This is a genomic window from Zoogloea sp. JDB1 (assembly GCF_056724025.1).
On record NZ_CM161496.1, the window covers coordinates 853,337 to 866,586 of the forward strand.

13 protein-coding genes are annotated in these 13,250 nt (G+C 64.3%); 8 read left to right on the plus strand and 5 right to left on the minus strand.

The annotated features are described in order from the left end of the window. Positions 1-493: 493 nt before the first annotated feature. The 7 genes from AC1PPK_RS03715 (at position 494) to AC1PPK_RS03745 (ending at position 7,370) form a co-directional block, all read left to right on the plus strand. Complete coding sequence (locus AC1PPK_RS03715; RefSeq protein ID WP_481116507.1) at positions 494-2,665, plus strand: primosomal protein N'; 2,172 nt, start codon at positions 494-496, stop codon at positions 2,663-2,665. 231 nt (positions 2,666-2,896) lie between these two features. Then, on the plus strand, positions 2,897-3,199 hold the full coding sequence (locus AC1PPK_RS03720; protein WP_481116508.1) for an amine oxidase: 303 nt from the start codon (positions 2,897-2,899) through the stop codon (positions 3,197-3,199). Positions 3,200-3,393: 194 nt separating this feature from the next. After that, positions 3,394-3,636 (plus strand): hypothetical protein, encoded by a 243-nt coding sequence (locus AC1PPK_RS03725; RefSeq protein ID WP_481116509.1) that lies wholly within the window; start codon positions 3,394-3,396, stop codon positions 3,634-3,636. Next, the gene (locus tag AC1PPK_RS03730) at positions 3,620-4,906 is read left to right on the plus strand and encodes a DUF2325 domain-containing protein (protein WP_481116510.1); all 1,287 of its coding nucleotides are present in this window, start codon (positions 3,620-3,622) and stop codon (positions 4,904-4,906) included. The genes AC1PPK_RS03725 and AC1PPK_RS03730 overlap by 17 nt, the downstream gene beginning before the upstream one ends. 118 nt (positions 4,907-5,024) lie before the next feature. Then, positions 5,025-5,390 (plus strand): response regulator transcription factor, encoded by a 366-nt coding sequence (locus tag AC1PPK_RS03735; RefSeq protein WP_481116511.1) that lies wholly within the window; start codon positions 5,025-5,027, stop codon positions 5,388-5,390. Between the two features lie 4 nt (positions 5,391-5,394). Next, a complete protein-coding gene (locus tag AC1PPK_RS03740; protein ID WP_481116512.1) occupies positions 5,395-6,042 on the plus strand; it encodes a hypothetical protein in 648 nt (215 codons plus the stop codon). Continuing rightward, on the plus strand, positions 6,039-7,370 hold the full coding sequence (locus AC1PPK_RS03745) for a diguanylate cyclase domain-containing protein (protein ID WP_481116513.1): 1,332 nt from the start codon (positions 6,039-6,041) through the stop codon (positions 7,368-7,370). Before AC1PPK_RS03740 ends, AC1PPK_RS03745 begins: the two co-directional genes overlap by 4 nt. Positions 7,371-7,520: 150 nt before the next feature. Here AC1PPK_RS03745 and AC1PPK_RS03750 read toward each other — a convergent pair whose 3' ends face one another. Then, positions 7,521-9,839, minus strand: a complete 2,319-nt coding sequence (locus tag AC1PPK_RS03750) for a CHASE2 domain-containing protein (protein ID WP_481116514.1) — start codon at positions 9,837-9,839, stop codon at positions 7,521-7,523. Positions 9,840-10,040: 201 nt separating this feature from the next. Between AC1PPK_RS03750 and mscL the strand changes: the two genes are divergently transcribed. Then, positions 10,041-10,469, plus strand: coding sequence for a large conductance mechanosensitive channel protein MscL (gene mscL, locus AC1PPK_RS03755; protein ID WP_481116515.1), 429 nt, complete (start codon positions 10,041-10,043; stop codon positions 10,467-10,469). Between the two features lie 26 nt (positions 10,470-10,495). Here mscL and AC1PPK_RS03760 read toward each other — a convergent pair whose 3' ends face one another. The 4 genes from AC1PPK_RS03760 to pyrE are packed head-to-tail and all read right to left on the minus strand — an operon-like array spanning position 10,496 to position 13,239. After that, the gene (locus tag AC1PPK_RS03760) at positions 10,496-11,212 is read right to left on the minus strand and encodes a response regulator transcription factor (protein WP_481116516.1); all 717 of its coding nucleotides are present in this window, start codon (positions 11,210-11,212) and stop codon (positions 10,496-10,498) included. A 60-nt stretch (positions 11,213-11,272) separates the two neighbouring features. Continuing rightward, the gene (locus AC1PPK_RS03765; RefSeq protein WP_481116517.1) at positions 11,273-11,914 is read right to left on the minus strand and encodes an MBL fold metallo-hydrolase; all 642 of its coding nucleotides are present in this window, start codon (positions 11,912-11,914) and stop codon (positions 11,273-11,275) included. A gap of 43 nt (positions 11,915-11,957) precedes the next feature. Further along, positions 11,958-12,587, minus strand: coding sequence for a hypothetical protein (locus tag AC1PPK_RS03770; RefSeq protein WP_481116518.1), 630 nt, complete (start codon positions 12,585-12,587; stop codon positions 11,958-11,960). A gap of 4 nt (positions 12,588-12,591) precedes the next feature. Next, entirely contained in the window at positions 12,592-13,239 is a 648-nt protein-coding gene (gene pyrE, locus AC1PPK_RS03775) for an orotate phosphoribosyltransferase (RefSeq protein WP_481116519.1), read from the minus strand. Between the last annotated feature and the right edge of the window lie 11 nt (positions 13,240-13,250).

The following is a 13,250-nucleotide window of genomic DNA, read 5'->3' on the forward strand; positions in this document are numbered from 1 at the left end:
GGCACTGCGGCTCAGTCGTGCAAAGGCCGGCAGCTTGCCGGCCTTTTTGCTGCCAGCCCCTGATTCCGCCCGTTTTCCAGCGCCTCCGGGAGCATCCCGGCCCCTTCTCAAGCCCGGACGGGAAAACGGCCCCGTCAAGCATTAAATTTTCAACTTACCCCTTGACTTGTGCACAGCTTCACGCCCCCTGTAATTTTTTCGACATAAATTTCTAACTGACTTTTTGGTCGTTCCAAGGGACTGTTTTTAAATGGAATATTATCCATGCCAGATTCACGATCGAAAAATGGAAAGCATATGGCGAGTGGCTACAAGGGTGATTTTCCGGTTTTCCCCACAAAGTTATCCACAGATTTTGTGGACAAGAAGAAATACGCATTCGACGCCAAAGAGTTCAGCCCCTTTGCCCATCCGCCATCTCAAAAAAACGTTGCAATACGCTGATTTACGGGTACTTTCCAAAAACAGCCACCATTCCCCGCCTTAGCCCGCCGTGATCGTCCGCGTCGCCCTCCCGATCCCCCTCCCCCGCAGCTTCGACTACATCGCCGAAGATCTATCCCCTGCCGACCTGGGACGCTGCGTGCGTGTCCCCTTCGGGCGCGGCGAGAAGACCGGGCTGATCATCGCGCTGCCGGAAACAAGCGAGTTGTCACCGGATCAGCTGAAGCCCGTCATCGCCATCCAGCGCGAAGCACCGGCCCTGCCCGCGGACTGGCTGGAAATGGTCGAGTTCGCCGCCCGCTACTATCAGCACCCGCTCGGCGAAGTCGTCGCGATGGCCCTGCCCCCGCGCCTGCGCCGGGCGGATGCCGTCAGCGGCAATGAATCCGACCCCCTGCTCGATCTGACCGATGCGGGCCGGGACGCCATCATCGCCACCAAACGGCAAAGCCGCGCGCTAGCCCTGTTGCACGACCTCGCCAGCCACGGCCCGCGCCGCAAGTCCCAGCTGCGCGAAGGGAACAGCGCCAACCCAGCAGTGGCCGACACCCTCAAGCGGGGCTGGATTGCTCCTTCCGCCGCCGCCGACCCCGCGGCGATGGCCGGCGCACCGCCCCTCACAGCGGAACAGCAGGCTGCCGTCGATGCGATGTCGGCGGACTTCGGCCGCTTCCAGACCTTCCTGCTGGCTGGTGTCACCGGCAGCGGCAAGACCGAGGTCTATCTGCGGCTCGTCCAGCACATCATCGCGCGCGGCGGCCAGGCCCTGATTCTGGTGCCCGAAATCGCCCTCACCCCGCAGCTGGAAGGACGCGTGGCCGGCCGCTTCCCGGCCGCGCGCGTGGTCAGCCTGCATTCCGCGCTAGCCGAAGGCGCCCGCTCCCAGGGCTTCGTGCAGGCCATGGAAGGACGCGCGGAAATCGTCCTCGGCACCCGTCTGTCGGTGTTCACGCCGCTGCCCCGCCTCGGGCTGATCGTGGTAGACGAGGAACACGACGCCAGCTACAAGCAACACGAGGGCGTGCGCTACAACGCCCGCGATCTGGCAATCTGGCGTGCCCGCCAGCGCAGCATCCCGATCGTCCTCGGCTCCGCCACGCCGTCCCTGGAGAGCTGGCACGCCGCCGATGTGGGGCGTTACCGGCGCATCGAACTGGCCAATCGCGCCGTCGCCGCCACGTTGCCACGGGTGCGCCCGGTAGATATCCGGCGCGAGAAACTCCAGCACGGGGTCTCCGAACACCTGCTACGGGCCATCGAAGCGCGCCTGCAGCGCGGCGAACAGAGTCTGATCTTCCTCAACCGTCGCGGCTACGCGCCGGTGCTGTCGTGCCCATCCTGTGGCTGGGTCAGCCGTTGTCCGCACTGCACGGCCAACATGGTCCTGCACCTGGCCGACCGGCGCCTGCGCTGCCACCACTGCAGCTTCGAGGCCGCCATCCCGCTGGCCTGTCCGGACTGCGGCGACCAGGACATCCAACCCTTCGGGCGGGGCACCCAGCGCCTAGAGGAAACCCTCGGCGAACGCTTCCCCGATGCCCGGATCCTGCGCGTCGACCGGGACGCCGCGCGTACCCGCAGCCAATGGGACGCTCTGCTCGACCAAATTGGCCGTGGCGATGCCGACATTCTGGTCGGTACCCAAATGATGGCCAAGGGGCACGACTTTCCCAAGCTGACCTTCGTCGGCGTGCTGAATGCCGACTCGTCGTTGTTCGCCGCCGACTTCCGGGCCCCCGAACGCCTGTTCCAGCAGCTCATGCAGGTCGGTGGCCGGGCCGGCCGCGGCGAGCTACCCGGCGAAGTGATGGTTCAGACCCAATACCCCGACCATCCGCTCTACCACTGCCTCGCCGCTCACGACTTTGCCCGCTATGCCGCACTGCAGCTCGAAGAGCGCAAGCAGGCGCGCTTTCCACCCTTTGCGGCAAACGCGCTGCTGTGCGCCAACGCCACCGAACTGGCCACCGCCATCGACTGGCTGAAAGCTGCCCGTGCCGCCGCAGAACCCCTATCACAAGCATTTGGCGTACATGTCTTCGATCCCGTACCGATGCGCATGGTCCGCCTCGCCCGCCGGGAACGCGCCCAGTTGCTGGTCGAAGCGCAAACCCGCCCGGCGCTACAGGCCTTCCTCACCGAATGGAGCCGCCAGCTGTGGACGCTACGCCCACCCAGGGAACTGCGCTGGCACCTGGACGTAGACCCTGCCGAAGTCTGAACGGCTCCTGCTCGCTCCAGCACCAACCTTCCCAGCAAAACCGCCAGCCCATGCCGGGGCAGGAGCTGCGGCGCTATAGCGCGGACCACAGGTGGCTCACATCGCTGTTACAAATGAACAAGGGCTTACATTTCCCCTGACAACCACGGGCGATGGCAGGCGTTATTCGCTACAAGGGCAGGCAATTACGCCACCCCGGAACAAACGACCCAGTCATCCAGGAGAACGCAAATGCTGAACAAGATCATCGCCATCGCCATCGCCGCCGGTTTCGCTTCCGCCTCCTTTGCACAGGCGCCCGCCGCAACTCCGGCCAAGCCCGCTACTGCAGCCACCGCCGCTGCCGAGAAGAAGGCCGAAGCACCGAAGGCTGAAGCTCCCAAGGCTGGCGAAACGGTGAAGACCGAGACGACCAAGAGCGAGGGTGCCAAGGCCGAGAAGCATGAAAAGCACATGAAGCACGCCAAGCACACGGCGAAGGCTGAAGCCAAGGCAGAAACCAAGGCCGCTGACACGCCCGCCGCTGCTAAGTAAGCTGCTTCAGTCGTACTGATACCAGCCCCGCGGGGCGTGGTCCGGGCATCCGGATCACGCCCCGCAGTCTTTTGATCTGAGGCATCTGCAAGCTGGAACATCGCCTGCAATTATTTGATAATAATTCTCGTTTACTTTTCAATCCAACAGCACTAAATTGAGATCAATTCTCATTAGCTCAAATGGATGAATCGATGAACACACCAACCCTGTCGGCAACCACGGCCGAGTCGCCCAGCCTCTGGGCCGGAACCCTCGCCCAGCTCCTCCGTTTCGATGAAACCGGCTGCCACCACGCCGCCAGACGCGCAGCCGACCTGCTCAGCCGCCTGGCCGACCAACCGAACCTGGATCCGGGCTTCCGCGATCTGTGCGAACGCGCAGCCCATCGACTGGAAGACGCAGATACGGGAGCGCGCCATGTGTCTCGCCCCTGAAAACCAGCCCCCGAGCCTGCAAAGCCTGCTGCGCGCCGAATACGCCAACGCCATGGTGGCCATCGAAGCGCCGAGCGGCGCTACCGCGGGCCGCAAGCGGCCCAAGCTGTGGGATCTGGACGACAAGCATCATTGCCCGCTGATCGGCACCTGCCTGTCCATCGACGAGCTGCAGCGCTTCGCCAAGCGCTTCCACTTCCCAGCCCGCCCCAGCGACGACTTCGCGCTGCACGTGGAAGCCGTCGCCCAGTGCCGCAGTCGCAACCCCGCTTCCGAAGCCATGCAGCGCCATTTGGACCGCAAGTACACGCTGTGGATGGAGCGCTTCGGCAAGCTCAAGGACGACAAGGAGCTGCTGGCCCTGTGGCACGAATGCCAGCAGCGCGGCGACGTCGCCGGCCCCCTGTGGGCCCTGTGCACCCACCGGAACGCCTCCCAGACCACGTTGCAACAGGCCTACGCCGACGTCCACATGCTGTCCCACCAGGTTGGTGCCGGCCTCGCCGCCGACACACGTCGCCTGGCCCATCTGGAAAAGGAGAATGCCGAACTGAAAGGCGGCCTCAAGCGGGAAGTGGCCGCCCTGCGCCGCCAGCTCGCCGCCGCCGAAGCCGAGCGCGCCGAACGGGACACGCTGCGCAACGAGATCGACACACTGCAGAAGCGCCTGCAACGCTTCGAATCCGGCCAGGTCGTCGTCGAGATGGGCCAGCGCCTGATGGCCATGCAGGCATCCCACGAAAAGCTGCTGACCGCCTCGGGACGGGTCTGGGAGCTGGAGCGCAACCTGAAGGACATCCGCGAGGACGCCCAGCGCATCGCCGCCGAACGGGACACCGCGCTGGCCGAGCGGGACGCGCTGGAACATCTGCTGCGGGCCATGGAGCCGGCTACTTGCGATGCCGGCAGCGACGCTTGCACCGCCTGTGAACACGCGCTGGGCGCACGCTGCGTGCTGTATGTGGGCGGCCGCGCTGCGCTGCTGGCTCAATACCGCCAACTCGCAGGGCGCCTCGGCATCACACTGATCCACCACGATGGCGGCCAGGAAGAATCCCTGTCCCGCTTGCCCGAACTGATCCGCAGCGCCGACGCAGTGATGTGCCCGACCGATCACGTCAGCCACAACGCCTACTACCACGTGAAGGCCCACTGCAAACGAGTCGGCAAGCCCTGCCTGTTCTACCGGGGCGGCGGCATCTCCGGCTTCGCCGTGGCGATGGCCCGTATCGGGCGCGGTGAATACACCCTGGCCGGTGAGCCCGGCTGAGCATCAGCTGCAGGAGAGGCTGGCATGGTTCCAGCACACTCATTCCTTGTGAATAAGTTCACTCAAGTTCATATGCCGTCCTCCGTTAGCAATCGAAGAAATTCACCGGAGCGACAGCATGCCATCCCCTGCAACGATCCTGCTCGTCGACGACAGCCGCGCATCCCGGATGCTCTGCGCATCCGTCATGCGCAGCCAGCGGCCCGACCTGAACCTGCTCGAGGCTGGCAACGGCGAAGCAGCCCTCGAGATCCTGGCCACAGCCCATCCCGATCTGGCCGTGCTCGACATGAACATGCCGGGCATCTCCGGGCTTGAGCTGGCCGAGAAGATCCGCATATCCCATCCCGACATCACCCTCGCGCTTCTCACCGCCAACGTCCAGGAAGCCATCCAGCGGCGGGCAGCTGGGCTGGGCGTGCGCTTCTTCCGCAAACCCATCGGCGAAGCCGTTATCAGCGACATCCTGCAACTGCTGGACTGAAGCGATGCACACCTTCTCCGATCTCGAACTCGACGCACTAACCGAAGCGTTCAACCTGTCCCTCGGCGAGGCGGCAGCCACCTTTTCGGCAATCGTGCACGAAGAGATCGAGCTGTCGGTGCCGGCCATCGAGATTCTGTCCCGCGACGCCCTCACCGAACGTCTGACCCGGGGCCGGCCCGATAGCGGCAACGACCGCCTGTGCCGCATCAACCAGCGTTTCAACGCAGCCGATGGCTTCCAGACCGACGCGCTGCTGCTGTTCCCCGAACACGGCAGCCTCGAGATCGTGCGCCGCATGCTCGGCGACGATACACCCGTCCAACACATCACCGAACTCGAGCAGGATGCCCTCGCTGAGATCGGCAACATCATCATCAACAGCTGCATGGCCAGTCTGGCCAACCTCTTCGGCACCGAGATCATCGGCTCGCTGCCGAGCGTGCAGTCCCGCAGCGCCGCCACGCTGCTCGACGACCGAGACGCCGACAGCGTGATCCTGGTTGCCCGCATCTCGATGAACATGGCGGCCCACAATCTGTCCGGCTTCGTGCTGTTCATCATGGACGTGCCGTCGATCACCAGCTTCATGGCGCAGATCCGCCGCCTGTTCCGCCTCCCCGGTCACGACGATCCACTACCCGCGCCATGACCGGCTTCCACTCCCTCCTCGCCGACTGCGTCGACATCGGTCTGATCCTGTTGAACAGGGAGGGACGCATTTGCCTGTGGAACCGCTGGATCGAACAGCGCAGCGGCCTCGACGCCGTCCGGGTGGCCCAGCTCCCGCTGGCCGAGGCCTTCGGCGCTCCAATCGATCCACGGCTGGCCCTGGTCATCCGTGAAACCCTGGATTTCGGCTGGTCGGCCCGCCTGTCCCATGCGCTGCATCCGATGCCGCTGCCGCTCTTTCCGCCCGGCAGCAAGCAGGACGAACGGGTCAAGCAGGCCATCGACGTGATCCCGGTGGACGTGGACGGTGTCCGTCACTGCCTGCTGCAGATCCGCGACGTTACCGAAACCGTCCGCCGCGAAGCGCTCCTCAAGCAGCAGGCGCGCCAGCTGCGCAGCGACCTCCAGCGCCTGTCCCGCGCCCAGGTCGAACTCCAGCACAGCGAGATGCGCTTCCGCGAACTGGCACGCCAGGCACCGGCTGGCCTGTTCGAGGCAGACAGCCATGCCCGCTGCACCTTCCTCAACGAGCGCTGCGAACAGATCCTCGGCCGTAGCCTGCCCGAGGTCACCGACACCCCGTGGCTCGACCTGCTGCCGCCCGGCGAACAACTGCGGGTACGGGACAGTTGGCGCCTGGCCGTCGCCTCGGCAACCCGCTTTGCCGAAGAATTCATCTTCATCCACCCCAACGACGGCAGCCGACGCCGCATGCGTGCCGAGGCAGGCCCACTTCGCGACGAACTCGGACGCATCAGCGGATTCATCGGCACCATGGTGGACGTCACCGAATTCCACGAACGGGCCACGCTCAACGAATTCCGCGCCAACCACGACAGCCTGACCGCACTGCTCAACCGGGACCGTTTCGATCGCCACCTGTGTGCCGCCATCACTGGCGCCGCCGAAAGCGGCGAGCGGGTCGCAGTACTGTTCATCGACCTCGACGACTTCAAGCAGATCAATGACACCCACGGGCACCAGGCCGGCGACGCTGTGCTGAAAACCATCGCCAGCCGCCTGCGCCGTACCCTCCGCAGTGAAGACCGCGTTGCACGCTACGGTGGTGACGAATTCGCCGTGCTGCTCAACGGCGCCCACGACCGCCGGGCACTCGACGGCGTCATCACCAAGATCACGCGGGTCGTGGCTCTGCCGATCAACCTCGGGCACTGCCACGTACGTATCTGCTGCTCCATAGGCCTAGCCATCTATCCCGATCACGGCCGCGACCCCGCCACACTGCTGACCCACTCCGACAAGAGCATGTACAGCGCCAAGCGGCGCCACAGCGATCCCCAGCGCTGAGAGGGAGCCGTAGTCACGCAAGGCATACTGTGCTGGCAGATCAGGACCAGATCGGGCTCCCGCTAGGAATCCGCAATGTGCAGGACCGAATTCACACCATTGGGTGCCACGCCACAGCCGTCCCCCAGCACAACCACCTGCTCAGACGGGCTACGACGTTGACAACAGGACCCGCAGCGGCAGACGCATTTCAAAGGTACTGCCCTGCCCCGGCGTGCTGTCCACCGTCACCGTGCCACCATGGCGCTCGGCCACTGTTTTGACGATCAGCAGGCCCAGACCAACCCCGGATGGTTGGGCCGGCCCATCGCCACCAATGCGGCCAAAACGCCTGAACAGACGCGGTAGCGCTTCACGGGGAATCCCGGCCCCCTGGTCGCGAACGCGGATCAACCAGTCACCGCCGTCGGCCTGCAGGCTCACACCTACGGTACTGTTCGGCGCGCCGTACTTGATCGCATTGGTCAGCAAGTTGATCACCGCCCGCCGCAACAGGGAGAAATCCCCGCGCACGATAGCCTCCTCACTGTCCGCAGCATGGGTATCCACTTCGACGCGGATACCGCGGGCGTGGGCTTGGGGCCACACTTCGTCGGCGGCCGAATCCACCAGGCCGGCCAGGTCAAGTTCGACGAAATCCTTTGGATCCGACCCTTCCGCACGTACCAGGCGGAACAGGCCGTCGGCCAAATCGAGCGCCGACCGGGCATAACGGGCAATGCGCGGGATCTGAGCCACCCGCTGTTCCGGCGAGGGATCACCCCCCTCGATGAGCGTCAGGATGGAAGCCAGAGGCGCCCGCAGATCGTGGGACAGGAAATGCATGGTGTCCTCGCGACTGCGGCGCGCCTCATGCATCACCGTCACATCGGCCAGACCGATGACCCGTCCGGGTGGCGCCCCCGACTCGAGGGTCAGGTCAGCCACCGATACCAGCAGACAATGCCGCTCACCGTTACTCAGTTCAAACTGGCGGGTGCCCTTGAAACCTCCCAGGTCGGGCAGACCATCGCGCATCGGTAGATAGGCCGGCCATGGCAGCGCCCGTAGCGCCTCGAGTACGGCCTCGCCGTGACTGGCATGGAGCAGCAGGCGCGCCTGGCCGTTGTGCAGGATCACCCGATCGTACGGGTCGATGACGACCACGCCGATGGGAAGATGTTCCAGCGTCGCCGCCATGAAACGGCGCACGTCCCGCTGATGTTGGGCAACCTGCCGGACGATGCCGATGCGTCGCTCCAGCGGATCCGCGCTGTGTGCCCCCACCGCTTTCAGTGGCTCACCGAAGGGCGTGCCCTCGCGCTCCAGCGCCACCAGTTCCGCATCCAGGTAGCGCTGTGCAGACTCCAGCCGGCGCCAACTCCACAAGGGATAGGCCAGGGCGCAGCCGAGCACCGCCGGTGCCGGGCCGAACCACCATCCCCCTACGTGAAGCCCGACAAAGGCCAGCACAACCGCGCAACCGCCGAGCAGGAAAGTGGCTATCAGGCCAGCGCTGGGGCCGGCATGCAGCAGGAACAGCATCAACAGCACCACGAGTACCGCCGCAACGGCCGCCGCCGCCCACGGGGACAGGGTCGTCACGGTAGCGCCACGGCGCAGGGCATCGAAGACGTTGGCCTGCACCTCGATGCCCTGCATCTGCTGGAGCAAGCCGGAAGTCGGCGTCGGTACCGCCTCACCGAGGCCGGTGGCGGTCAGGCCGACGAACAGGATCTTGCCGCGAAGCGCCGCTTCAGGCACATCGCCGTTGAGCACGGCGCGAAAGGGATGATGGGTGTAACTACCCGGCGGCCCGGCAAAACGGATGTGCAGCCAGTCGGCCCGCTGCCACAACACGTTGTCAAGCCCGTCGGCAAGCGGCGGTTCCCGGTAGTTCCGCGCCGCTTCTGGCTCGACCAGCCGCAGCAGAGCCAGCGCGAGGTGGGGATTGCGTGCCGCCCCGAAGCCACCCCACAGGTACAGGCTGCGCACGATGCCGTCCGGGTCGAACTCCAGCTGGTCATGCCCGATGGATGCAGCCGCATTGGCAAACAGCGGCAAGGGCAACTCCTCGCCCATTCCGGAGCCCGCCTGGTGCAGCGGCAACACGACCCGCCGGAAATCCCGCATCGCCTGCGCCAGCAGGCGGTCCCCCTCCGGATCGTCGCGACTCGCCGTTTCCAGCGGCAGATCCAGGACGACCGCTGCAGCCCCCGCCAAACGCGCCTGGTCGATCAACCTGGCGTACAGACGGCGCGACCAGGGCCAGCGTCCGACGCTTGCCAGGCTGGCATCGTCGATGGCGATGATCACCAGGTCGGAACTCGGTGGTCGCAGCCAACTGGAAAGCGCATCGTCATAAAGGGTATGGTCGATGCGCCACAACCAGCCCTCGCACGCCGACAATACCGCCAGCGCGGCGCAGAGGAACGTCACCGCCAGCCACTCGAGAGTGGGCCGGTGCAGGGAAGCGGTAACGCTTTTCAAGTCGCGTCTCTTGATTGAAATGCGGCCACTATATTAGGTTATTGTTCTACTCGAAGTGCAATACTTCCCAAACTCGATTTTCATGAACAAATTCGGGCCGAGTGGCAAGCATTATTGCCAGATTTGCGCATTTCTTGCACTTATCGGATCGTGCTACCGGAAACCCCGCGCTTTCATCGACTCATCTACAAAGGAGCAACCGTGCGCTTCATCGAGGAATTCAAGGAGTTCGCCGTCAAGGGCAACGTCGTCGACCTGGCCGTCGGTGTGATCATCGGCGGCGCCTTCCAGAAAATCGTCGACTCCCTCGTGAAGGATATGCTGATGCCCGTCCTTGGCAAATTGCTGGGCGGCGTGGACTTCAAGCACTTCTATCTGAATCTTGGCGACAAGACCTACGAAACCATGGAAGCAGCCGAGAAGGCCGGCGCACCGCTGTTCAAATACGGCGTATTCATCAACTCGGTGATCGACTTCCTGATCGTCGCCTTCGCGATCTTCGTGGCGATCAAGGCCATCAACAAGCTGAAGCGCGAAGAACCAGCCGCCGAAACGGCCGCTGTCGAGCCGCAGCCGGAACCGGAAGATGTGAAACTGCTGCGGGAAATCCGCGATGCGCTGAAGAAGTAAGCGCGTCGCGGCCCCTCGTCCCGCCCTCAGTCGGGCGAGACGAGGGCGGACGGTTCGGACGGATCGATCCGCTCGAGGCGGTAGCCGAAATTGTAAGTAGGGGTCAGGCGAAAGCCGTTTTCCGGGCGCAGGTTGAGTTTGCTGCGCACGCGGCTGATGTGGGTATCCACGGTGCGCGTCGCGAGGGACGGGTTGCGCCCCCACACGGCCTCCAGCAGGTGACCACGGGACAGCAGGCGGCCAAGGTTGCGGAACAAGAAGGCGGCCAGTTCGAACTCCTTGTCCGTGAGGTCCACACCGGCTCCGTCGATACCGAGGGTCTTCTTGGCCAGGTCGAAGTGGTAGAGGCCCACCGTCAACGTCTGATTGGGGCTCTTCGGCTGGGCGCGCCGCAACACCGCCTCGATGCGCGATAACAGCTCGATGCGCCGCGGTGGCTTGACCACGTAGTCGTCTGCACCGGCACTGAAGGCATTGGCAATATCCTCCTCCGCGTCCCGCGAGGTGATGAAGATCGCCGGTGTATCGTTGCTGCGCTCGACGCGCAGCCAGCGCAACACCTGTTCGCCGGTCAGGTCCGGCAGCATCCAGTCCACCAGTAACAGATCGAAACTCTCGCGACTTGCCACGCGCATGAACTCACGCGCCAGCGTGAAACCGTGCACATCGTGCCCGGCCTCCTTCAGCCAGGCCGTCAGTACCTCCATCTGGGCTGGATCGTCCTCGATAATCGCAAATCGCACGCAGACCTACCTTTTTCTGAAATTGAAGCTCGTCGCCTGAAACCGGGATGCGCCTGATGCTCAGGCGTAGTCACCCACGTAAGGATTGCTGTCACGCTCCTCGCCGAAGGTGGACATCGGTCCGTGGCCGGGAATGAAGGACACATCGTTGCCCAGCGGCCACAGCTTGTCGCGGATGGACTTCACCAGATCGGCATGGCTGCCACGCGGAAAATCGGTACGTCCGATCGACCCAGCGAACAGCACGTCCCCCACCACCGCCAGGCGCGCCGTCGGACTGAAGAACACCACATGTCCCGGCGTATGGCCGGGGCAATGCAGTACATCCAGGACTTCCTGCCCCACCGTCACCACATCCCCATCGGCCAACCAGCGATCCGGTGTGAAGGTCTCAACCTGCGGAAAGCCGAACATCTTGCTCTGCTGCTGCAACGCATCGATCCAGAAACTCTCGTCCCGTTGCGGCCCTTCCACCGGCACTTCCAGACGTCGGGCCAGTTCGGCGGTACCGCCGGCATGGTCGATGTGGCCATGGGTCAGCAGGATCTTCTCCACCGTCACACCCAACTGCTCGGCGGCGGCGGTAATCCGATCCACATCTCCACCCGGATCAACAACCGCCGCCTTGCGGCTCACGTCGCACCACAGCAGGGAGCAGTTCTGTTCGAAAGGTGTGACAGGAACGATCTTGTATCGAAGCATGGTCGGGAAAACGGTCAGGTGATCTGAAAGGCTCCAGCAGCACTCAACGCTGGGACGGCGGCGCCAAATGAGATTCGGTCAGTGCGATGTAGCGGCTGCGATCCTGCTCATAACGGGTACGAATGGCCTCGATGTCCCGCTTTTTCGCATCGATCACCAAGCCCTGCGCAGCCAGTTCGCTGTCGGACTCCCGCAGCGCGGCCGCCAGACTGGGGGGCAACCCGCGCTTCTGGTAAAACTCCGCCTCGCGGGTCAGCCCGGTCCGCTTTTGCAGCAACTGGGCACGCACAGCCTCGGCCTGCTTGAGTTCCAGTTGCACGCCCTGAATCGCGCGATCCCGCCGCGCATCGATGTCGGCGACACTGGAATAGGTTTCGAGCAGGGACTGGTTGCGGCGCTGCTCGGCCCGCAAACGGAGTTGTTCAGCCCGTCGGGCCCGGTCTTCGGCTTCCTTGCGTGCCAGTTGCTCGGGCGTCAGCGGCGCCTCTACCAGCCGACGCACAGTGCCCTGCGGGCTCATCTCCCGGTAGCTCTTGCCATAGCACTGGGCTGGCAATACATCGCCACATACTTGATGACCATTGTCCGAGCAGCAATATACGGTCCGGGAGGGCGTCTGCGCCTCCACCGGCAACGTCGCCAACAACGCACACAGCAGAGCCGGCCGTCGCATGGGGTCAGCGCTCTCTGCTCACGCCATAAGTGTCGCGGTAATGCTGCACGGCCTCCAGGTTGGCATTCAGCGCCGGACTGTCGGCCAGGTAGGCGATCAGATCGGCCAAGCTGGCCACCGCCAGCACCGGAATCCCGTAGGCATCGCGCACTTCCTGCACTGCCGACAACGTACCGGTGCCGCGCTCCATGCGGTCGAGGGCGATGACCACCGCCGACGGCGTGGCGCCATGGGCACGGATGATCTCCACCGACTCGCGCACAGAGGTGCCGGCCGAAATCACGTCGTCGAGGATCGCCACGCGGCCAGCCAGCGGCGCGCCAACCAGCGTGCCGCCCTCGCCGTGGTCCTTGGCTTCCTTGCGGTTGAAGCAGAACGGCAGGTTGTGGCCGCGCTCGGCAAGCCGCATCGCAGTGCCCGCTACCAGGGGAATCCCCTTGTAAGCCGGTCCGAACAACATATCGCAGGGCAGCTCGGCCGCCAGCAAGGTCTGCGCGTAGAAGTCGCATAGCTTGCCGAAGGACGCACCGTCGTTGAACAGCCCGGCATTGAAGAAATAGGGGGAGAGACGCCCCGCCTTGGTGACGAACTCTCCAAACCTCAGCACGCCCTTGTCGCAGGAGAGGGCGATGAAATCACGGCTAAAATCCACGTCGTTTCCAA

Excerpts from the sequence above, each read along its gene's own strand:
- AC1PPK_RS03720 (WP_481116508.1), top strand. The coding sequence starts at position 2,897 with ATGCTGAACAAGATCATCGCCATCGCCATCGCCGCCGGTTTCGCTTCC.
- AC1PPK_RS03725 (WP_481116509.1), top strand. The coding sequence starts at position 3,394 with ATGAACACACCAACCCTGTCGGCAACCACGGCCGAGTCGCCCAGCCTC.
- AC1PPK_RS03730 (WP_481116510.1), top strand. The coding sequence starts at position 3,620 with ATGTGTCTCGCCCCTGAAAACCAGCCCCCGAGCCTGCAAAGCCTGCTG.
- AC1PPK_RS03735 (WP_481116511.1), top strand. The coding sequence starts at position 5,025 with ATGCCATCCCCTGCAACGATCCTGCTCGTCGACGACAGCCGCGCATCC.
- AC1PPK_RS03740 (WP_481116512.1), top strand. The coding sequence starts at position 5,395 with ATGCACACCTTCTCCGATCTCGAACTCGACGCACTAACCGAAGCGTTC.
- AC1PPK_RS03745 (WP_481116513.1), top strand. The coding sequence starts at position 6,039 with ATGACCGGCTTCCACTCCCTCCTCGCCGACTGCGTCGACATCGGTCTG.
- AC1PPK_RS03765 (WP_481116517.1), bottom strand. The coding sequence starts at position 11,914 with ATGCTTCGATACAAGATCGTTCCTGTCACACCTTTCGAACAGAACTGC.
- AC1PPK_RS03770 (WP_481116518.1), bottom strand. The coding sequence starts at position 12,587 with ATGCGACGGCCGGCTCTGCTGTGTGCGTTGTTGGCGACGTTGCCGGTG.